General features: G+C 51.7%; 20 protein-coding genes and 5 tRNA genes. 15 read left to right on the forward strand and 10 right to left on the reverse strand.

Annotated features, from left to right (window positions below; translation table 11 throughout):
• Positions 1-220 precede the first annotated feature (220 nt).
• The 4 genes from EZM41_RS13015 to EZM41_RS13030 all read right to left on the reverse strand — a co-directional run bounded on the left by EZM41_RS13015 (position 221) and on the right by EZM41_RS13030 (position 2,945).
• On the reverse strand, positions 221-1,156 hold the full coding sequence (locus EZM41_RS13015) for a DMT family transporter (protein ID WP_198471606.1): 936 nt from the start codon (positions 1,154-1,156) through the stop codon (positions 221-223).
• A gap of 103 nt (positions 1,157-1,259) precedes the next feature.
• Positions 1,260-2,198, reverse strand: coding sequence for a radical SAM protein (locus EZM41_RS13020; protein ID WP_198471607.1), 939 nt, complete (start codon positions 2,196-2,198; stop codon positions 1,260-1,262).
• Entirely contained in the window at positions 2,195-2,596 is a 402-nt protein-coding gene (locus tag EZM41_RS13025) for an ImmA/IrrE family metallo-endopeptidase (RefSeq protein ID WP_198471614.1), read from the reverse strand. The genes EZM41_RS13020 and EZM41_RS13025 overlap by 4 nt, the downstream gene beginning before the upstream one ends.
• A complete protein-coding gene (locus tag EZM41_RS13030; protein ID WP_198471616.1) occupies positions 2,580-2,945 on the reverse strand; it encodes a helix-turn-helix domain-containing protein in 366 nt (121 codons plus the stop codon). The genes EZM41_RS13025 and EZM41_RS13030 overlap by 17 nt, the downstream gene beginning before the upstream one ends.
• Before the next feature lie 147 nt (positions 2,946-3,092).
• Here EZM41_RS13030 and EZM41_RS13035 point away from each other — a divergent pair, with 147 nt between their 5' ends.
• From EZM41_RS13035 to EZM41_RS13055, 5 genes are all read left to right on the forward strand, one after another.
• Positions 3,093-3,584, forward strand: coding sequence for a metal-dependent transcriptional regulator (locus EZM41_RS13035; protein WP_198471618.1), 492 nt, complete (start codon positions 3,093-3,095; stop codon positions 3,582-3,584).
• 26 nt (positions 3,585-3,610) lie between these two features.
• Positions 3,611-5,578 (forward strand): lytic transglycosylase domain-containing protein, encoded by a 1,968-nt coding sequence (locus EZM41_RS13040; protein WP_198471620.1) that lies wholly within the window; start codon positions 3,611-3,613, stop codon positions 5,576-5,578.
• Between the two features lie 13 nt (positions 5,579-5,591).
• Positions 5,592-6,113 carry a YbaK/EbsC family protein gene (locus EZM41_RS13045; RefSeq protein ID WP_198471622.1) on the forward strand — a complete coding sequence of 174 codons (522 nt, stop codon included), beginning with the start codon at positions 5,592-5,594 and terminating at the stop codon, positions 6,111-6,113.
• Positions 6,110-6,859, forward strand: a complete 750-nt coding sequence (locus tag EZM41_RS13050; RefSeq protein WP_198471624.1) for a sulfite exporter TauE/SafE family protein — start codon at positions 6,110-6,112, stop codon at positions 6,857-6,859. Before EZM41_RS13045 ends, EZM41_RS13050 begins: the two co-directional genes overlap by 4 nt.
• Positions 6,860-6,934: 75 nt before the next feature.
• Positions 6,935-7,411 (forward strand): Hsp20/alpha crystallin family protein, encoded by a 477-nt coding sequence (locus EZM41_RS13055; RefSeq protein ID WP_198471626.1) that lies wholly within the window; start codon positions 6,935-6,937, stop codon positions 7,409-7,411.
• Positions 7,412-7,554: 143 nt separating this feature from the next.
• Here the strand turns inward: EZM41_RS13055 and EZM41_RS13060 are convergent, their stop codons facing one another.
• The 5 genes from EZM41_RS13060 to lipB form a co-directional block, all read right to left on the reverse strand.
• On the reverse strand, positions 7,555-8,601 hold the full coding sequence (locus EZM41_RS13060) for a TRAP transporter substrate-binding protein DctP (RefSeq protein WP_198471627.1): 1,047 nt from the start codon (positions 8,599-8,601) through the stop codon (positions 7,555-7,557).
• 104 nt (positions 8,602-8,705) lie between these two features.
• The gene (locus EZM41_RS13065) at positions 8,706-10,046 is read right to left on the reverse strand and encodes a TRAP transporter large permease (RefSeq protein ID WP_198471628.1); all 1,341 of its coding nucleotides are present in this window, start codon (positions 10,044-10,046) and stop codon (positions 8,706-8,708) included.
• Positions 10,043-10,549: a TRAP transporter small permease subunit gene (locus EZM41_RS13070; protein ID WP_198471629.1), complete on the reverse strand. Its 507-nt coding sequence runs from the start codon at positions 10,547-10,549 to the stop codon at positions 10,043-10,045. The genes EZM41_RS13065 and EZM41_RS13070 overlap by 4 nt, the downstream gene beginning before the upstream one ends.
• An 87-nt stretch (positions 10,550-10,636) precedes the next feature.
• Positions 10,637-11,521, reverse strand: coding sequence for a lipoyl synthase (gene lipA / locus EZM41_RS13075; protein WP_198471681.1), 885 nt, complete (start codon positions 11,519-11,521; stop codon positions 10,637-10,639).
• Entirely contained in the window at positions 11,472-12,197 is a 726-nt protein-coding gene (lipB, locus tag EZM41_RS13080) for a lipoyl(octanoyl) transferase LipB (RefSeq protein ID WP_198471630.1), read from the reverse strand. Before lipB ends, lipA begins: the two co-directional genes overlap by 50 nt.
• 223 nt (positions 12,198-12,420) lie before the next feature.
• On the opposite strand from lipB, the gene EZM41_RS13085 reads away from it, so the two are divergent.
• The 7 genes from EZM41_RS13085 to EZM41_RS13115 all read left to right on the forward strand — a co-directional run bounded on the left by EZM41_RS13085 (position 12,421) and on the right by EZM41_RS13115 (position 17,340).
• Entirely contained in the window at positions 12,421-12,942 is a 522-nt protein-coding gene (locus EZM41_RS13085; RefSeq protein ID WP_198471631.1) for a transcription repressor NadR, read from the forward strand.
• A gap of 20 nt (positions 12,943-12,962) precedes the next feature.
• Positions 12,963-13,181: a hypothetical protein gene (locus EZM41_RS13090; protein WP_198471633.1), complete on the forward strand. Its 219-nt coding sequence runs from the start codon at positions 12,963-12,965 to the stop codon at positions 13,179-13,181.
• Complete coding sequence (locus EZM41_RS13095) at positions 13,178-14,629, forward strand: sodium:solute symporter family protein (RefSeq protein WP_198471634.1); 1,452 nt, start codon at positions 13,178-13,180, stop codon at positions 14,627-14,629. The genes EZM41_RS13090 and EZM41_RS13095 overlap by 4 nt, the downstream gene beginning before the upstream one ends.
• Before the next feature lie 34 nt (positions 14,630-14,663).
• Entirely contained in the window at positions 14,664-15,665 is a 1,002-nt protein-coding gene (gene pdxA, locus EZM41_RS13100; protein ID WP_198471635.1) for a 4-hydroxythreonine-4-phosphate dehydrogenase PdxA, read from the forward strand.
• A 198-nt stretch (positions 15,666-15,863) separates the two neighbouring features.
• Positions 15,864-17,123 carry an MFS transporter gene (locus EZM41_RS13105; RefSeq protein WP_232619384.1) on the forward strand — a complete coding sequence of 420 codons (1,260 nt, stop codon included), beginning with the start codon at positions 15,864-15,866 and terminating at the stop codon, positions 17,121-17,123.
• 35 nt (positions 17,124-17,158) lie between these two features.
• Positions 17,159-17,253 (forward strand) — tRNA-Ser (locus EZM41_RS13110).
• A 10-nt stretch (positions 17,254-17,263) separates the two neighbouring features.
• Positions 17,264-17,340 (forward strand) — tRNA-Arg (locus EZM41_RS13115).
• A gap of 129 nt (positions 17,341-17,469) precedes the next feature.
• Here the strand turns inward: EZM41_RS13115 and EZM41_RS13120 are convergent.
• Positions 17,470-19,059, reverse strand: coding sequence for an N-acyl-D-amino-acid deacylase family protein (locus tag EZM41_RS13120; protein ID WP_198471636.1), 1,590 nt, complete (start codon positions 19,057-19,059; stop codon positions 17,470-17,472).
• A 320-nt stretch (positions 19,060-19,379) separates the two neighbouring features.
• Between EZM41_RS13120 and EZM41_RS13125 the strand changes: the two genes are divergently transcribed.
• From EZM41_RS13125 to EZM41_RS13135, 3 genes are all read left to right on the forward strand, one after another.
• Positions 19,380-19,454 (forward strand) — tRNA-Gly (locus EZM41_RS13125).
• Positions 19,455-19,462: 8 nt separating this feature from the next.
• Positions 19,463-19,537 (forward strand) — tRNA-Cys (locus EZM41_RS13130).
• Positions 19,538-19,564: 27 nt separating this feature from the next.
• Positions 19,565-19,640 (forward strand) — tRNA-Asn (locus tag EZM41_RS13135).
• Positions 19,641-19,963 lie beyond the last annotated feature (323 nt).

Raw genomic sequence — 19,963 nt, forward strand, 5'->3', positions numbered from 1 at the left:
CTTTCTCTTTCGTGGATGAGCGTCCAGGCTACCTCACCATACTGAGGCTGGGGAAGGTAACGCCCATGTATGACTGTCTTAAAGGCATTTGTTATGGCGGCTTTCATGCATGAATGAGCTCAAAGTGGCTTAAAAAGGCATCACGACCAAGTGTTTTGAGGTGGCCCCTGAAAATCCTACAAAAAGTTTACACGATAAAGCCGGGGAATAACTGAAAAATTTAGAGACCTCTCGGAAGGCTTTTCACGTGCTCTTTTGTAGCGGAAACCCGTTTTAAAGTTTTGGGCCCTAACTCTGTGAGCAAAATGGCAATAAAGATTAAAACGCTACCCAAAATCATTTGAGGCGTAAAGCGCTCATTCAGTAATATTATGCCGGATAAGGCCCCAAATACGGATTCAAGGCTCAGCAAGATGGAAGCATGGGTGGAAGGGGTAAATTTTTGGGCCATGTTTTGTGCGGAATAAGCAAATACAGTGCAAAAAAGAGTTACATAAGCTATGCTCAACCAAGTTCTCGGTGGTATAAACGAGGGCCAATTTTCAAAGGAAAGTGCGCATATGAGACTCAAAGCAGCCGCAACGCCTACTTTGAGAGTAGCGAAAACCAATGGGTCCATCCGTTGCACGAAATATTCGACGAGAATAATGTCGCAGGCAAAGAAAAAGGCGCAAAGCAAGGTAAGCAAATCACCTTTATTTGCGGTTGCGAAAGGGTTTTTGCTCCATTCCAAGGTAAGTAGGGCCAGGCCGATAAAGCACAAAAAAGAAGCTACAAAAGACAAATAACCGGGGAAGGCTTTTTTAACAGCCCAGGCAAGAAATGGAACGATTACCACGTACGTTCCTGTTATAAAAGCCTGTTTGCTCGCCGTTGTGTAGTTTAATCCTACAGTCTGAAAGGCGAATCCTAAAAATAAGAATATTCCTGCGAGCATTCCTGCTTTTACGTCAAGCGCTGTAAGTTTTTTGAGACGATTCTTGAAGATAACGAGCATTAGTAGAAATGATCCAGAAAAACGTATGGTTAATAACCAGTATGGAGAGAAAGTACCTAAGGCGTCTTTCATAGCGACAAATCCTATGCCCCACATAAAAGCAACTAAGGCTAAAGTGATATCTGCAATAATTATTTTTCGACGACTGATCTCTGGCATGAAATTCACCTCAATTTTGTTTTGCGCACTATAAGGACGAATACAATTAACATTATAACATCTTAGCAAGATTATTCATCGTGCTGGAGTTTATATTAAGCTTTTACTGCCACCACAATATGAGGCTTCTTGCCGTATCCGTATCCATGCCCGCCACCTGGGCGAGGCGGCGCAGCCCAAACCCCCCATGTCCCAACAGCAGAGAAGTTGAGGCGGAAGAGAGCACCCAGGGGCCACTGGAGGAGAGCCGCGTTAGTTCGAGCGCTAACGCCTCGGCTCTCGCCAGTTCGCCGAGCGCCGGGTGGTACGGTCCTCCTACGACCAATTTAGCCAAGGAAGTTGTCTCCAAAAGTCCAACGCGGAGAATCGTAAAGCCCAGGCTGCGGGCGCGCTGAAGCAATTTGCCCGACCTGCGCACGCACTCTTCCAAAGAAAGCGGGACGTAGACTTTCGAGCGGACCATCTCCGCAAGCGGTGTCCCATCTATGACCAGGCACGGATATATCCTGAGCTCCATATCCCTAGGTCCTTTAACTTGAGCGAGCCTGTCTATGTCTTCCATGCTGCTTTCTTCGCTTTGCCCCGGGAGGCCTATCATGAGTTGAACTCCGACAGGGTAGGAGAAATCCAATATTTCTTTTATGGCTTCGATCGCCTCTTGCCCGCTATATCCCCTTCGACAGGTCGAAAGTACAGCGTCGTCAAGGCTCGAAATCCCCACCTCGATACTCGCGAGAGAAAGCCCCGCGAACTCCCTCAAGATTGCCCCGTTTACGCAGAGCGGATGGGTTGAAAAGCGCAGCCTGCTTCCTTGAGGCGCTTTCAAAAAAGCCCCTATATAAGCCTCGCGTCTCTCCTTCGGCAGACACGTAAAGCTTCCCCCGAAGAAGCACACCTCGAGCGGTTCCTTCTCCATCGCCAGCCGTTTAGCGACGTCGTCTGGCGAAGGCACAGTGCTTTTGCCCGTTATGGAGGTTTGGTCACAGTAGATGCAACGGTGAGGGCACGAGGCCATGGGCAAAAAGAAAGGGAGAGGCGTCACTGATGCGCGGCCTCCTCGAATTCTTGCCACATCGCTGCCCAGGCGAACATGTCTGCCTCATATTCGAAACTGGAGAGCGGAGTAGCTGTCCTCGACCAAAATCTCTCACCTTTAGGGTGGTGAATGAGGTGGTATATCTCGTGAAAGAGGGCAAATCGCCTCCAACGCAGGGAGAGGAGGGTGTTTATGATGATTCGCGCCTTGTCGCCTCTCTTCAGATTGAAGCCCCACAGGTCAGGCGTTAGGGGCTTATATAGGAGCTCTATCGAGCAGGAACAGATAGATTCTGCTTTAATTAGGATGTCGAAATCGCTCAAGTTCTGCCATTGGCGAGCTTCGTTCCAGGCCCAGGACGGAATGAATTCGGGAGGGGATGGAATCTCAATCCTCGCGCTCATCGTTTCCGGCCTCCCAATCTTCTGTGGCAGCCTCGATTAAGCGTTGGACCAGCTGTATCTCTCTGGGAGAGAGACGCCTGCTCCGATACCACACCTCGATGTCTTCGCGCTCCAACAGCTCTTCCAGATCCATGCGGTTGGATCCCTTCGCAGGTTGAGATTGAATGAGTTCCGATACATCGACGCCTAAGGCCTCAGCCAGGCGTTCGAGCAACTTCATGGACGGGAGGCGGCGATTGGCCTCCAGCGTTTGGATATATACGCGGCTGACCCCTACTTTATCGGCGAGTTCTTGCTGCGTCAAGCCGATTGCCTTTCTTAGCGTTTTCAATCTAAGGCCGAGCTTCACGCCTGACCTCTCCTTTTAGGGAATTTATCGATACAAATAATACGCATCTGTCTTGTTTTGTCAACAATTAGTTCTCGCGCGCTTGACAGGGAGCGACGAAAGGCTGCATACTATACATGAGGCTAAAAATTATAGGTGGTGCTAAAGATGTTTGCACTTACAGTGCGGAGAGAGGATTACCTCAAAGCCATATATAAGCTCCAAAGAGAACAGAGAGTCGTGCGCGTAAAAGACCTGGCGCACGCCATGGGCGTCAGTGCCCCCACCGTCGTCGGAATACTCAACGGGCTCAAGGAGCAGGGCTTGGTATCTCAGGAACCATACGGTTACCTTGAGCTTTCAAAAGAGGGAGCCGAAGAGGCGCAGAGGCTTCTGGAAAGAGAAAGGTTGGTTCGCGACTTCTTCAGAGATATCTTGGGGCTTCCCGAGGACGAGGCCGAGCTCAATGCCTGTGCTGTGGAGCATTATATAACGCCCGCTTGTCTGGATCGTTTTGTGGCTTTTGTCAGGTTTTTGAAAGCCTGTCACCACGGCAGACCACGCTGGCTCGAGCACTATGACAGCTTCGCGCAAGATGGCGAACTTCCTGCCGAAAAAGAGGAGAAATGCGACAGTTGTGATCTCTGCAGTCCACTTTAATTATACGGACAAGGCTTAGACATAACATGAGTAAAAAGACTGCAAAATGGGTATTGGTGCTCATATGCCAGGTGATCATACTCGGCTTATGGGCTTTGCCTGCGACTTCGTCGGAAGTGGAAGGGCTATTTTGGGAGAGGAAATGGGCCGCCTTGGACGCCGTCTTTGAGGCAAGGGGAACGCATGGCCTCTCTCCCAAAGAGGCAGCTTTGATCGCCAACGCCTGGTGGATACAAGGAAAATTTGAAGCCGCGCTCGAACTCTTGGGGAAAAATAGACCCCTTTTCCCCGAGAGTATTGGCCCTTACGCCGATTTCTTCATCGTGCTCGGGAGAGAAAGGATGGGGCGCAAAGATCAGGCGAGGGCGCTGGCTTATTATTTGTGGGAAAAAGGTCCGAAGGAGTTGCGCTTTTACGTAGCCTACGCCTTAGCCCGCATGGCCATATCCGAAGAGGAAAAAGCGGAATGGCTCCTCGCGATGAGACAAGAAGCCTCTGACGATGGACAGAGAAAGCAGGCGCTCGAGGGGTTGCTTTCTCTTGCTAACCCATCTTATGTATATGCCCTCGAGATGCTCGAGATTGCCCCTCTTCACGGCAAGGCGCTCTCCATCCTCAAGAGTTTGCCAAAGCCCTATGATCCTACCGTGTCTTTTGCCCTCGGATACGCCGCTTATCTTCAGGGCCGCAGGAGCGAGGCTATATCGCTACTTGAGGCCGGAGAATCCGCACCCGGCAAGGAGAGAAAAGCCCGTTATTACAGGGCTTATGCCCTTTATCACCTTGGTGAAGTGAGCGGCGCGGTGAAGCTGTGGGAAAGTTTAGCCTCGACGGCGGGCGGATACAAACTTTCCTCTGTAAACCGTATAGGTATAGCTGCACTTGGAGGTAACGCTGAGGCGAGTACGGCGCTTCATCGCTTGGCCGATATGGACGAAGAAGCGGGTGCGGCGGCCATCTCGTTTTTAGCCTCCCTCCACTTGAAACTGGGCGAAACGGATAAAGTAGAAGGTTTTTTGGATCGATTGTCGGCCAGAAGCGATGGAAAGAAATACGCTGCTGAAATCCTGTGGCAGCTCGGATGGACAAAATGGAAAGAGAAGGATTACAAAGCTGCCAAGGCCTATTTCGAACGGGGCATTGCCATTGGCGGTAACAACACCAGGCAGGCTGCCTTTCTATATTGGCTTTCGCGCTCCGAAGAGCGCCTGGGCAACGATCAAAGGGCCGTGTCTTTACGACAAGAGTTGGTGAAAAATCACCCTTTTAGTTTCTATGCGCTCATTCCTCTGGAGCATCGGGATCTGGCCTTTTCCGACGGATTGCCCGATGAACTCAAGGGTGAGCCGGACGAACTGGAAAGTTGGGGTTTCGTTCATTGGGCACAGAGAAGGCTTGTGTCGCGCGGAGATCTTCCTTCAACTCTGAGAGCTGCGCAGCTTTCCGCATGGCTCGGCAGACAGGAAGAGGCCTACAGGTTCGCTACTCCGCTTTCTTCCTTCCTCGACGGCGCTTCCGCTCTCTCCAAACCTCTCATGGAACTCCTCTACCCGCGCCCTTTCGCGGATATCGTCCTCGCGGAGGCGAAGCGCTTCGGCGTGGATCCGCTGCTCGTGTGGGCTATCATGCGCCAGGAAAGCGCCTTCGACCCGAGTGCCACCAGCTGGGTTGGGGCACAGGGCCTAATGCAACTCATGCCGCCTACGGCTGAAGACGAGGCGAGCCGTTTAAAGATATCGGCTACCGATTTTTACGACCCAAAGATTAATATACTTCTTGGGACCGCGCACCTATCGAGGCTCATCGAGCGCTTTGGGGTGACAGAATATGCAGTGGCAGCATATAATGCCGGGATGGGTTCGGTTAGTCGCTGGCTGAAAGAGCGTTCTCCGGTCGACGAGTGGATCGAAGATATCCCTTATGGGGAGACCAATGACTATGTGAAAAAGGTCATGGCCAATTATGCCATTTATAAGTCTTTGTATGGCGGTTAAGGAGGATGACGAGATGGCCGAAGGAGGCGCATCCGCAAACGACTTAGAGGCAGTGGAGCGCGTGCGGCTCTATCTTGAGGAGCATGGCTACGGCGGGAAGATCACGGTCACCGATAAGACTATTTTTACTGTTAAAGATGCAGCAGACGCCATCGGCGTAGAAGAGGGGAGCATCTTAAAGAGCCTGTTGCTTTTGGTCGACGGCTCTCCAATGCTCGCCTTGCTTTCCGGCTCGAGTCGTTTGAGCTCTCAGAAGGTGAAGAAGTTGTTGGGCGTCAGGCGCGTCCGCATGGCTCCGCCGGACTTCGTCTATAACTATGCCGGTTATAAAATCGGCGGCGTGCCGCCCGTGTGTTACCCGGATAAGTTGGAGGCCTTGCTCGATGAAAATGTACTGAAGTATGACGTAGTTTGGGCCGCTGCGGGAAGCGATCACGCCTTCTTCCCCGTTTCACCGGAAGAACTGGCGAGGCTCACTGGAGGGCGATGGGCCAATATCTGCAAAGACGATGTGGAATTGGAGGAGGACAAATGACGATACTTTCTGCCGGGCTTGTCATCGGCGTTGGATTTTGCTCTGGATTTTTAAATGTGTTGGCTGGGGGCGGAAGCTTGCTTTCCATACCTCTCTTGGTGTTTATGGGTTTAGACGTATCCGTAGCAAACGCTACCAATCGCGTAGGTGTCCTCTTTCAAAATGTGGTAGCGGCGCATCAATTTCATAAAAAGTCGCTGGTGACAGTTGAAGATAGCGCCTTTTTTGGCTTGCCGGCTATGGCCGGTGCTTTGGTTGGCACGTTCGGCGCCGTAAATCTCGATGAGCGATACCTGAGCGTCGCAGTGGCCATTTTAATAACTGCAATGGCCGTTCTTTTATTGGTAAAACCTGATATGTGGGAGCGAGAACGAGAAGTGCCCGTCTCTAAATGGATCATCGCAGTTTTCATGTTCATCATAGGTATATACGGAGGGTTTGTGCAGGCAGGGGTCGGCTTTTTCTTGTTGTGGGCGATAGTGGGAGCTGCCGGCAAGGATTTGCTTCACGCTAACGCGCTAAAAGTAGTGATTGTGGCCCTATTCACTACCTTGAGCCTCGCTATTTTTCTATATCATGGCTTAGTGGACTTTTACCTCGGCACACTCTTGGCTATCGGAAACTTCGTCGGTGGCGCAATGGGTGCCCGTTTTGCCATTTTGAAGGGAAACCGGTGGCTCCGTTGGATATTGTCCATTGTCGTAACGGCAAGTGCCGTTCAAATGCTGGTAAATGTGCTAAGATAAGTACGGTAATATAATGCTTTCGATTGCACAGTTTTTGGTTCTGTCAATTGAGACGATCACGGGAGGTGAAAAAGAATGGGGAAGCATTGGCTCTTTGAACCCGGTCGCAAACTTACAGAGGAGGGGAGAGGCATGCTTATGAAGCTGGACAGGCTTCAGCAGGACATCTCTACGATGATAGATGAATTTACGAGACACATGACTGTTCGCTCTCCCGAGGGGGCTCCCGCAGTGAATGTCGACCTGTATCGTGACGATGGTTATTTAGTGGCGGAGATGGAATTGCCAGGGATTGATCCGCAAAACGTGGAGTTGAAGGTTTACGAAGACCGCATGACGATCAAAGCCGAGCGCATCCAGGAGAAAAAGGTCGAGTCCAAGGACTATTACTGCTCGGAGCGCTACTTCGGAAAGATCGCACGCGTCATTTCGCTCCCAGTTTTGGTTGACCCTGATAGCGCCAAGGCTACCTTCAAAAATGGTGTCTTGACAGTTAGAATGCCCGAGAAGACAGAGGTTGAAGAGGGAGGCAAAAAGGTCAAGATAGAGTAGCAAAGCGTAAGGCGTGAGATGTGAGACGTAATATGTGAAATGCAAGACTTAAAAAAACGCAAGATGTAAGTGGGGTGGGAATTATTCCCACCCCACTTAGCTTGAGTTGCTAATCGCTTACCGCTCTTTTTTGTAAACCTTAATTAAGGTCGCGGCCAGACTGCTCTGAACGTCTCTTTGAAGTTGTCGTAAGACTCAAGCACCTTGGCGAGGAAGGGATCCTTCTTGGACTCCTCGGCGTAGTAAGCATCGGCTTCCTTCAAAAATGCTTCTTCAATGGCTTTGGGGAGTGGGAGGATTTCCACGCCGGCGTTACGGAAGTTATCCAGCGCCTTCAGGTCTGCCTGAATGGCCTTGGCGTAATATGTGAATGCCTCTTCTCTCCACGCCGCTTCGATAACGTTCTTTAAGTCGTCAGGAAGCTCCTCCCATTTCTTTTTGTTGAAGAAGAAGGGGTTCCACTCGTAAGGGTGGCGCACAGGAGAAAGATATATGTATTTGCCGGCTTCTTGCAAGCCCATCGTCCAGTTGACTGCGGGGCTTGCGACTTCGTAGGCGTCGATTACGCCGCGGTGCATGGCCTCAAAGACCTCGCCCACCGGCATGAGCGAGCACGCAGCGCCCATCCTGTCCATGATGGCAGCGCCATCGCCGGCTGAGCGAATTCTTAAGCCCTTAAAATCCTCGGGCTTTTCAAGGGGCTTGTTTGTCGTAAGGAAGATCTCTGGCGGGGCCATTTGACCTGCGCCATTTATAAATTTCACGTTATAGTCCTTCGTCATCTCATCGACAAAACCTTGGCCGCCGCCCTCAAACATCCAGGCCATGGTTTCCATAGGAGACATTCCGCCCGGCTTAGCGGTTAAAATTCCAGCAGCACGCCATCTATCTTTGTAGTACATGTAGCAAGTGTCCGCAAAGTCTAAAACCCCTCTGTGCACGCCATCGAGCTCTTTTGTAGCAGGGTAGATTGCACCCTCAGGGTTAACTTTCATTACCAATCTTCCGCCGCTTGCCGCCTCAGCTCTTTTGCAAGCTCTCAACAATGACTCGTAGAACACGTTTCCCGCCGGCATCCTCGACTGCCCCGTGAGCGTAATCGCCTTTTGCTGTGCTGCAGCCTCACTGGCAATTAACGCCACAAACATCAAACACACAACTAATGCTAAAAACCATGACTTTCTCTTCACCTTCGCCTACCTCCTTTTGTTGAGCTTCTCAAGCTATTAAAATTGCGTCCTACTTTATCGTGTCAATAGCACCCCCCTCCTTTATTATTGTCATGCTTAAAACCTTAACCGCCGGCCATCCTGCTTGGCAACCACAGAATTATCTGCGGGAAGATTGCGCATAGCACCAAGCTGACCATTATCAGTATGACAAACGGTATTACACCACGGATTACGTCAGTAGTTTGTATTCCCAACTCAGGTGGGGCTGAGCCCTTCACGAAGAATATGGCGTAGGCGAATGGCGGTGTGAGGAATGACATCTGCAGGTTGACGCATATCATCATGGCGAACCATATAGGGTCAAATCCGAGTTTTGCGGCTATCGGGGTCACTATGGGGACCAAAAGCAGGACAATCCCTATCCAGTCTATAAACATCCCCAAGAAGAAGGCTACCACCATTATGATGAGGAATGCTCCCCATCTTCCGCCCGGGGCTCCCAGAATGATGTTTCCCACCACATCGCCGCAACCGGCCCTCAAAAAGACCCCTACGAAAGCGGTGGCCATGGCTATTATGAGGTAAACCATGCCGCTCAAACGTATGGTGTCTACGGCTACTCCTTTTAGTATATCCCAGCTGAACTTGTGGTAAATAATTGCCAAGACAGTAGCGGCAAAAGCGCCTACGGCGGCAGCTTCCGTGGGGGCAGCTATGCCGAAGAAGATGCTTCCCAAGACAGCCAAGATCAATATCAGTGGAGGAAGTAGCGAAACGAAAAGCATGGAGAACTTCCTTGAAAGCGGTATGCCCTTGACCTCTTCTTCAGGCACCGGAGGGCCAGCCTTCTTGTTGATAAGACAATATATTATGATGTATACACAATATAGAGCAGAGAGCAAAAACCCCGGTGTGAAAGCTCCAAAGAAGAGCTTTCCTACGGAAACACCCGCGGCAGGGCCGTACACGACGAGCATTATGCTCGGTGGAATTAAAATGCCGAGCGTTCCACCCGCGCAAACCGCACCGGTAGCCAAGGCTTTGTCGTAGCCTCGAGTAACCATTGGGGCGAGGGCAAGAAGGGCCAACGTGGTGACAGAAGCGGCTATGACGCCCACGCAGGCTGCGAGGATCGTGCCGATTAATATCGTAGCTACGGCGAGGCCCCCTCGTAATTTGCCGAGCCAGACGTAGAGGGCGTCAAAAAGCCCCTCTGTGATCCCTGAACGTTCCAACATATTGCCCATGAAGGCAAAAAGTGGCACGGCCAACATCGTGTAGTTTGTGAGCTGGGCAAATATGCGACCGTAGTATAGTTCCAATGTGCTCGGAACGCCGAAGACCAACGAGCCGATGAAAAGCCCCATCGTGCCGATCCCTAAGGCGAAGGGAAAGCCTGTAAGGACTGCTACAAATACGCCGCCCAACATGAGGGCTGTGGTGATTTCAGGCGTAAGCGTCATAGCGGTTCACCCTTTACTGCAAAGTAGAGGTCGCGAATGAAGGTAGCTACTCCTTGGAGGAAAAAGAACAAAAACCCCAGGAAAACTATCGTTCTGAGCGGGTATAGCGGAGGGTAGACATAAGTGGCGGAGGACTTTTCGTTTATAGAGAAGGAAAATAGCATCCACGAATATGAAGCTTTGAGGAGCAAGCCGATCAGCGGAAAGAACAAGAAGATCGCGCATATGGCATCAAGCTTGGCTTTCCCCCTGGGAGAAAGGCGACTGTAAAATACGTCCACTCGCGTGTGCGCCTGGTGAAGCAAGATATAGCCCCAGGAGAGGGCATACATGGCCGCTCCTGTCATTATTATGAGTTCGTATTCCCACACCGTGGATTGATGAAGGGCGTATCTTCTTACAACGCCGGTAACGCCGATTAACATCAAGGCTACGGAAAGCCACCTTGTTTGCACTCCTACCCACTCGTTGATGGAATCGATGACCTTGAGCACTTTCTTCACGGCATATCACTTTCCTTTCGCGCACTTTGAGTTGTTTCGATGACCGTCCATCTCGGTAGCGCTATATGATTAACCCTCCCCTATGCTTTATTTCACCTCCTCGCTCGTCCTGAATCGCAACTGTGTTATCCCTTCATGGGCGTGATAGGAACTGCGCACGAAGGGTCCCGATGCCACAAAGGAAAAGCCCTTCTCCAAAGCAATCCTTTTATATCGTTCAAACTGCTCCGGAGTTACGTATTCCGCTATAGGCAGATGGGCAGGCGAAGGCTGCAGGTATTGGCCTATGGTGAGCATGTCGCACCCCGCGTCTACCAAGTCACCCATCACGGAGATCACCTCTTCAGTCTCTTCTCCGAGGCCTACCATCAACCCAGATTTTGTGATTATGGAACTGTCGATTTCCTTCACGCGGCGCAAGAGTTCGATAGATCGCTCGTATTTTGCCTGAGGGCGGACGAGCGGATAAAGGGAAGGGACCGTCTCGACATTATGGTTTAGGACGTCGGGACGCTCGTTTACTATGATTTCGAGGGCTTCCCAATTGCCCTGTAGATCTGGTATGAGAAGCTCTACTGTGGAATTAGGACAAGCCTTTCTTAGGCACCTTACTAATGAGGCAAAATGACCTGCACCACCATCTGGAAGATCATCTCTCGTGACGGAAGTGATCACTATATGTTTTAGGGCAAGCTTTTGCGCGGCTTCGGCCACGTGTTCGGGTTCGTTCGGATCTAAGGAAAGGGGTTCGCCCTTTTTGACGGCGCAAAAACGGCAGTTCCTGGTGCACGTATCGCCTAATATCATAAATGTGGCCGTCCTTGAGGCAAAACACTCTCCCGCATTGGGACAATTGGCTCCCTCGCATACGGTGTGTAAACTTAGGCCTCTGAGGAGAACCTCCATCTCCTCGATAGATCTTTTATTTGGAATGCGCTTCTTCAGCCACTCCGGTTTTGGCAAGGATATCATCACTCTCCAGCCATCCTCTCGAGACCTCTCGGAAATTGGCCTCGAAGACTTTGGCAAATTTCTCCTTCACTATGCCCATAACTTCGCCGAAGTCTACGGATCCTGCCAAATCTTCGAGGGACACGATGCCGAACTCCGTAATGCCGCAAGGGTTTATGAGGGCAAAGTGCTCTTTGTTTACGTTTATGTTGAAGGCGAAACCGTGCATAGTTATCCATCTTTTGACGGCTATACCCATGGCTGCGATCTTTTTATCGCCCACCCAGACGCCCCTGTATTTGGGTTTTCTTCCAGCCCTGATGCCGTATTCCCTTAAGGTCTGGATTACGACTTCCTCCAGGGATGTGACGAACCATGGCAGATCCATCTTCCATTTCTTTAGGCTGAATATGGGGTAGGCCACGATTTGCCCAGGCCCGTGATATGTGATATTTCCGCCCCTTGTGGTGTCATATACGTCTATGCCGAGCTGCCTCAAGGTTTCTTGGTTGGCCAGGAGGTTATCCCTTCCGCCAGACTTGCCTATGGTAAAGACGGGGCTATGTTGCAGCAATATGAGTATGCCATCGACTGTGCCCCTTCTTACCCTCTCGAAGGCGGCCTCTTGTAGAGCTAACCCGTCGGCATAGCTCGTCAAGCCCTCCAGCTCCACAAGAAAACAGCGTCGTTCTTCCATCGCAGATCACCTGAATTTGGTCGCCCTTTAGTACCGCGTCATTTCTTTCTTACCTGTTCCGTAATCTGTAATGCGTAGCATATAGCGAAGACAAGGGGTTGTCAATGGTCCGAAGCAGCGTATTTCATGTGCGCAAGATTATACACAAAATAACGGGCAGCTATGTTGGCATTTGAGTTCATATGTGCTATTATCTGCTAATAGCAGATAGGAGCTGATCATGATGGAAAGAGAAGAGCGACTGCACCGCATCGAAATGATGCTTAAAAGTGCCCAGGAGCCGATGAGCGGTGCTGCGTTGGCTGAGGAGCTCAGCGTGAGCAGGCAGGCTATAGTTCAGGACATGGCCATTCTGCGCAACAGGGGGCTTTCGATAAGATCCACCCCGAGGGGGTATTTGTTCGAGAGGGAGAGGGCCTCTAAGGTGAGACGAATCTTGGCAGTCCGCCACAGAAGGGAAGAAGTTTACGACGAATTGGTCACCATCGTCAATCTTGGAGGCCGTGTTTTGGACGTAATTGTCGATCATCCTATTTACGGAGAGATAAGGGGCAATATAGAGGTCTCCACCAAAGAGGAAGTGGCCAGGTTCGTCAACATATTGGAGAGCTCTGACACGGAGCCGTTACTGCAGCTTTCTAAGGGCTTTCACCTCCACACCGTCGAGGCTGACGACGAGGAGACCCTTTCTGCCATAGAGAAAGCGCTTCAAGAAAAAGGCTATCTCTCATGGAGCACCGTATGAGACGAAGAGGAGGTTGTGCCGTGGTCATCTCGAAAGGGGAGTTGTGGTGGCTTTTCTTCAGTGCAGTTGCGATCGTCTTGGATGTAGTCGTCCCATTCGTTTTTTTGAGGGAAGACGGCACTTTGGGTGGGGCATTTTTCTTTTGGTCTTTTCTTACCGTTGTGGTCATAGCTGGTGGATGGATATACACGAATCCTTGGCTCGATAGCGTCAAAAGAGAGAGAGGGTCACGATCTTGAGCGCTCTCATGCTTTCGACGGGTATTGCAGTATGGTTCGCGGCAGGTGCTGCACTTTCGCACTTGGCGAGGAGGAGAATGGGCTATGGAATAGAAGAATATTTCCTCGCCAACAGGCGTCTGGGCGGCTTCATATCGGCCATGACCTACAGCGCCACCACCTACAGCGCTTTCATGATGGTGGGGCTTGTCGGACTTACCTATGCCAGCGGCGTAGGGAGCCTCGGATTTGAGCTGACTTACCTCATGGGCACCGTAATCCTGCTCGTGCTCTTTGCGCCGCGCTATTGGGTGGCAGGAAGATTGTTTGGTTGTGTAACGCCGGCTGAGTTGCTGAGGGTGCGCTATCAGAACAAATGGGTAGGGGGCGTAACTGCTCTGCTTTGCCTCGCCATGCTCATTCCCTACGCTTCAGTGCAGCTCATGGGAGTTGGTTACCTCATGGAGACGCTTTCCGGTGGGACGATTTCGTATATGACAGGCACCGTTATCGCAGCTTCCATCACTGTCGTTTATTCCTGGTGGGCGGGTCTGAGGTCGGTGGCGTGGACTGATGCGCTTCAAGCGTGCATAATGTTCATAGCCAGTTGCATACTACTCCTTTTCGTATGGCTGCGCTTTTTCCCAGGAAGCGCTTTTGTCTTTGAGAACGTTAGACCCGAGATGTTACGGGTCAGCTGGTCCTTCCCGATGTTTTTGGGCCTGACGTTGCCCTGGGCTTTTTTCGCTCTCACAAACCCCCAGGTTGCGCAGCGCATGTATGTGCCCAAAAACGTCCAAAGCCTGAGACGCATGATCTTAGGCTTTGCTGTTTTTGGCTTCGTTTACACCGTCATATGCGTCATCCTGGGTTTGGCGGCGGCGGTTGTGGTGCCCGGCTTGAAAGTGGCGGATAACGCCATGCCAGAGCTCTTGAGGAGAGTGCCACCTTTGCTCGCACTCGTGGTTTTTTTGAGCATCACCGCGGCCGCAGTGTCTACACTGAACTCCATAATTCTAACGCTGAGCTCTATGTTCGGCAGGGACATCATAAAGGCCTTTGAGCCGACCATGAGCGAAAGCCGGGAGCTTTTTTGGGGGAAGTTATTCATCCCCATTCTCACGATTGCGTGCCTCATGTTTGCCCAGCTAAAGTTGGGTTTGATAGCGGTGATGTCGGCTATGGCGTCTGGAGGGCTTTTGCTTCAGCTTCCGGCGATAGTGGGCTGCTTCTTCTGGAAGAGGGCCACGGCGGCAGGGGCTATCTGGAGCATGGCGGTAGGCGGAGTCTTGGTGGGCAGCATGTATGTCCTAAACCTTAAGCCGTTGGGTCACTGGCCTGCGATATGGGGACTTTTGATCTGCACCGCCATATTTATTTCGGTGAGCTTGGCCACATCTCCTCCGAAGGATACTGCGTCATTTATGGAAAAAGTGAGCGAGGGTCTTAAGGCGCACTTTTGGGGGTAGGCGCTATAATAATTGCAAAAAAGGGGGAGTTTTTGTGTATAAGCCACTTTTGGGCATAACGATCGGCGATCCTTCCGGGGCTGGCCCCGAGATATCCGTAAAGGCGTTGATGCACGGCGAAATAAAGGAGATGTGCCGTCCGATCCTCATAGGAGATGAGGCTGTCATACGTCGAGTGATGCCCATCGTCCGTTGCAGCGAAAAGCTCACCGCCATCTCGACGCCTGCCGATTATTCTCCCGACTCTGTAAACCTCATCTCCCTCGGCGTAATAAGCGAGCCTGGCGAATACGAGTTCGCCAAGGTCCAGGCGAAATGCGGCAAGGCCGCCTTTGAATATATAAAGAAGGGCATAGAGCTCGCCATGGCCGGTCATATCGACGCCGTGGTGACAGGGCCCATACACAAAGAGGCGCTGAGCCAGGCCGGGCTTCCTTATCCCGGGCACACGGAGATCTTCGCCGACCTAACCGGCACCTCGGATTATGCGATGATGCTCGTCGGTGGCCCGTTGCGCGTGATACATGTGACTACCCACGTGTCGCTCCGCGAGGCCTGTGACCGCGTGAAAAGGGAGAGAGTGCTCAGGGTTATCAGGTTGGCTCACGAGGCGGTTAAGGGATTGGGCATAGAGCGCCCCAAGATTGCCGTGGCGGGGTTGAATCCTCACAGCGGCGAACATGGCCTCTTCGGCGACGAGGATATGAAAGAGATAGCGCCTGCTATCCAGCAGGCCAAGGAGGAGGGCTTGGACGTTGCAGGGCCCGTCCCCCCAGACACTGTGTTCTATCATTGCAAGGAAGGGCGATACGACATCGTCGTAGCCATGTATCACGACCAAGGACACATCCCCCTCAAGCTCTTGGATTTCATGGGAGGCGTAAACATCACCGTAGGCCTTCCCATAATTCGCACCTCCGTGGACCACGGCACCGTTTACGGCAAGGCTGGGAAGGGCACGGCAGACGAGTCGAGCATGGTGAAGGCCATAGAGATGGCAGTAAGGTTTGCGGTTTCTAAAAGAGGTGCTGTATAAGCTTAAGTAGGCACAAGATTAAGCAGTTCGGCTACTTTTTTTGAGGATTCATCTTATCTTGCTTGTCTTATGTTATAATTTTGTCACAAATCGTGGGATTTTCCTTCGGGCGTGCTCATGCAGCACGCCTTGGTTTTAGTCGAAGTGTTCGGTATTTCCTGCTTTGATTCCCAAAGAGCTTTAAGGAGGCTGTTGCTGATGAGGGAAGGCGAGATGCTTTTCATACTCTGCACCGAAGTGATAATTATGATGATGGGCATCGGCATTGTAGGGCCTATTCTCCCTCATTACGCGCGCCTCTTCGGCGTGAGCATAACGATGATCGGCCTCCTGATCACGGTCTTCGGGGTGGCGCGCATCGTAATGGATATCCCGGCCGGCAGGATGACGGAGCATTTGGGTCGGCGACCTATCCTCATAAGCGGCCCCATCGTCTTGGGAATGGGGTCGTTGGCCTGCGGCTTGGCCGGGAGCTATTGGCAATTGCTGATTTTCCGCTTCGTCCAAGGAATAGGTTCGGCTATGTATACAACCGCCGCTATGGTGATGTTGGCCGACATCAGCACTCAGGAAAGTCGAGGGCGGATGATGAGTTTTTACCAGGGTTCGATCCTGCTTGGTGCAGGACTTGGGCCGACCCTCGGAGGGTTTGTCGCTGAGCTGTGGGGGATAAGGGCGCCGTTTTTCGTCTTCGCCGTTATGGCTGTAGTGGCAGCGTTGTGGGCATATGCGCGTCTGCCGGAGACCCGACCGACCTTAGCGTCAAAGGCGATCAATGGCGGCGAAGGCGCTCTCCAAAAGCGCCCTCGCCTGGGGCCACTTCTTCGCGACCGAGACTTCCTTCTCGTTTCCTTCGTCACGTTCGGAATATTCTTTACCCGCACCGGCACCCACAACCAACTCATACCCCTTTTAGGAGCCGATCGCCTTGGCCTCAGCATTTCTAAGATAGGCGTAGCTCTGACGCTCATCGCAGTGACCCAAATAGGAGCGCTGCTCTTGGCGGGTGCGATGGCGGGCCGTTTAGAGAGAAAGAAGCTCATAACGCCCGGATGTCTGCTCTTGGGGCTTGGGTTGGCCGTAGCGGCCAAGAGTTTCGGTTACTCCCTTTTCATCGTCAGCTGCATCGTCATGGGCTTTGGCATAGGGCTTGCCGGTCCGATCCTTTCGGCCTACGTTGCGGATATCCTTCCGAAAGAAGAATATGGGATAGGTATGGGTTTATATAGGGCAGTTAGCGATATCGGCTTCGTAACTGGGCCGGTCCTCTTGGGTCGGTTGGCCGATTTAAGGGGATTTACGTTTCCCATCTTCTTCAACGCCGTTTTAATCTCCCTGGCTGCTCTGATCTTTTTCTTCTGGGCGAAGGAACCGACGCTGCGCCGTCGGGACGAGCGTTGCGACGAAGAGCAAGAGGCGTTAGTTCAAGTGAGTGAAACATCGCATGAGCGTTATTGACATGGAGATGGCAGCCGCATAGAATAGCCTTACGAGGTGGGGTGGCCGAGCAGGCTTAAGGCACTCGCCTGCTAAGCGAGTAGAGTGGCAGAAACCGCTCTCGAGGGTTCGAATCCCTCCCCCACCGCCAAACATCTCGCGCGCCGGTAGCTCAATTGGATAGAGCAACGGACTACGGATCCGTAGGTTGGGGGTTCGAATCCTCTCCGGCGCGCCAGTTTTAGTTCCCGACCTGATTCTTGCTATGTCGGGAATTTTTATTGCTATTTTTAGAGCGGGAGCGACGGCCCATCTTTTAGAGCATCTTTAAAGTTGATGTATTGCCTCTTTGGTTCGCTCTTCAGAGTTATTGACAAGGCTGTGCTCTGTGGTAAAGAACCTGACCGGCGCGCACGCCCGTATGTTTTCCCATCTCAACTGTCACGTGACCGGCAAGCAGCACATAAACGATGCCCTGTGGATACTGGTGCGGTTTCTCAAAGGTTGCAAGGTCTCTTACAGTCTCAGGGTCAAATATTACAATATCCGCCACCATGCCTTCGCGAAGAATACCTCTGTCTGTAAGCCCCAAGCGGTTGGCTGGTGCAGAAGTCATTTTACGAACAGCCTCTTCTAAGGAGAGCACGCCCTTTTCTCTAACGTAAAGCCCCAGTACGCGTGGGAAGGTGCCGTAATAGCGCGGATGAGGAACGCCCTCGCCGAATTCCACCAAACTGCCGTCTGAACCTATCATGCCATACGGACTCTGCATAATGAGCTCCAGATCTTCTTCTTGCATGTTGAAGGAAACGATATCGGCACCTCCGGCGATCTGGATTTCAATGGCTGCATCCACCGGCGCTATACCCTTGGTTTCTCCAATTTCTTTTAGGTTTTTGCCTTCCAGAGTTGGATCGCTGCTGCAACGGGCTATAAACAGAGTGTGAGGGCCGCCGCGGCGCTCGATGTTGGCTGACATTTCCTCGCGAATCTTGACACGCATATTTGAATCTTGCAGACGTTTGACCAGTTCACCATGACCGCCCTCTTGCGCCCAACGGGGTATAATTGCCCCCATGAGGCTGGTCCCAGAAGCCACATATGGGTATTGGTCAAAAGTTACATCGACACCGCGGGCGCGGGCTTGAGCAATCAGGTCTAAAATCTCGTTTGCTTTGCCCCAAACCGGCTTGCCCAAGCACTTCAAGTGCGAAATCTGCACAGGTGCCCTCGATTTCTCACCGATCTCGATAGCCTCCTTCACGGCGGCGCCAAGGCCGATGTTGTAGTCGCTTTCGTCACGGATATGAGTGGTGTAGATGCCACCGTAACCGGCCACTACTTTGGCCAGCTCGATCACCTCGTCGGTCTTTGCATAAAAACCGGGTGCATAGTAAAGGCCTGTAGATATGCCAAATGCGCCACTCCGCATCGCCTCTGTTGCGAGGGTCTTCATCTTGTCCAGTTCAACCGCCGTAGGGGCGCGATTGACCATGCCCATGACCTCTTCGCGAATGGTGCCGTGTCCTACCAGCAGGGCGAAGTTGATTCCTATGTTTTTCTTTTCTAACTCGGCCAGCCTTTCCTTTACCGGGAAGAGAGAGCCGCCGCAATTACCACCGACAACGGTCGTGACCCCTTGCTGGATGTAGTTTTCGGCCAGCGGCAGGTCGAAAATATCATCGTCGGCATGAGTATGAATATCGATGAACCCCGGCGCCACCACCATACCTGTAGCGTCAATGCAGCGAGTTGCTACCGCACCTTCAAGATTTCCTATGGCAGTGATATGACCATTGTTGATGCCGACGTCTGCATAATACCAGGGATTCTCCGTGCCATCGATGACCTTGCCGCCTGTTATGATCGTGTCGAAACGAGGATAATTCGCACTTACAGGAAAGGCACCCAATATAACCATCAACATAGTACAGGTAATAACCCAATGTCTTTTCATTCACATTCATCCTCCTCTAAGGGGCTATATTTATAATTCTCCCCCCATATTCCTTCTCGTTCCATTATTTTATATTTAGCCAGACATCTTGTCGATGTAGTTATCGTGAATGCTCTACAGAGCTGTTGGCGATGAAGGGATGTACAAAAAACATGGCATTTATCCTGTTGCTATCGTTACCGCGAGTAATCACGGGGATGTACTCTTGGAAATCTTTGCACCTCCCCTTGACCTTTCTCGAAAGGGCGTGTAACATATTTACGCGGCAAGCATGGTCCGTTATCGGCGGCAATAAACGAAGGTGCGGGGTGCTGCAACGGGCGGAAGTAGCTCAGGGGTAGAGCACAACCTTGCCAAGGTTGGGGTCGCGGGTTCAAATCCCGTCTTCCGCTCCAGTAAATTCGGCGGCATAGCCAAGCGGCAAGGCAGGGGACTGCAAATCCCTTATTCCCCGGTTCAAATCCGGGTGCCGCCTCCACTGTATTTATATAAGTGTTTTGGGCATTCCGGCGTAGCTCAAGCGGCAGAGCGGGTGGCTGTTAACCACTAGGTTGCAGGTTCAAGTCCTGCCGCCGGAGCCAAAGTTTAGTCAACCAATCCTATCGATTTTGATCGTTTATAAGGCAGGCTTTGTGCCTGCCTTATATTATTGTTGCGCTCTCAATATGTTGAACCGCCCCGGCTTTCCCGAAAGGCCCGTTTATTTGAGTCCAGCCACAACAGCTGGTGTCTCCTGGAGATTGTAATGCTTTTCCTCAAAGCTTGAGGTGCGGAATATTTCCTATAGCTCCAAGAAACCTGCTGTTATTAAAATGAGTTCACCCACTCCAATGTGGCAAACTCGACGTCTCTCAAGGTTATGCCACGGCCTGCGCTCTCGCGATGACCTCAGGTCTTACTAAGA

The organism is Acetomicrobium sp. S15 = DSM 107314, from assembly GCF_016125955.1.
Lineage (GTDB): Bacteria > Synergistota > Synergistia > Synergistales > Thermosynergistaceae > Thermosynergistes > Thermosynergistes pyruvativorans.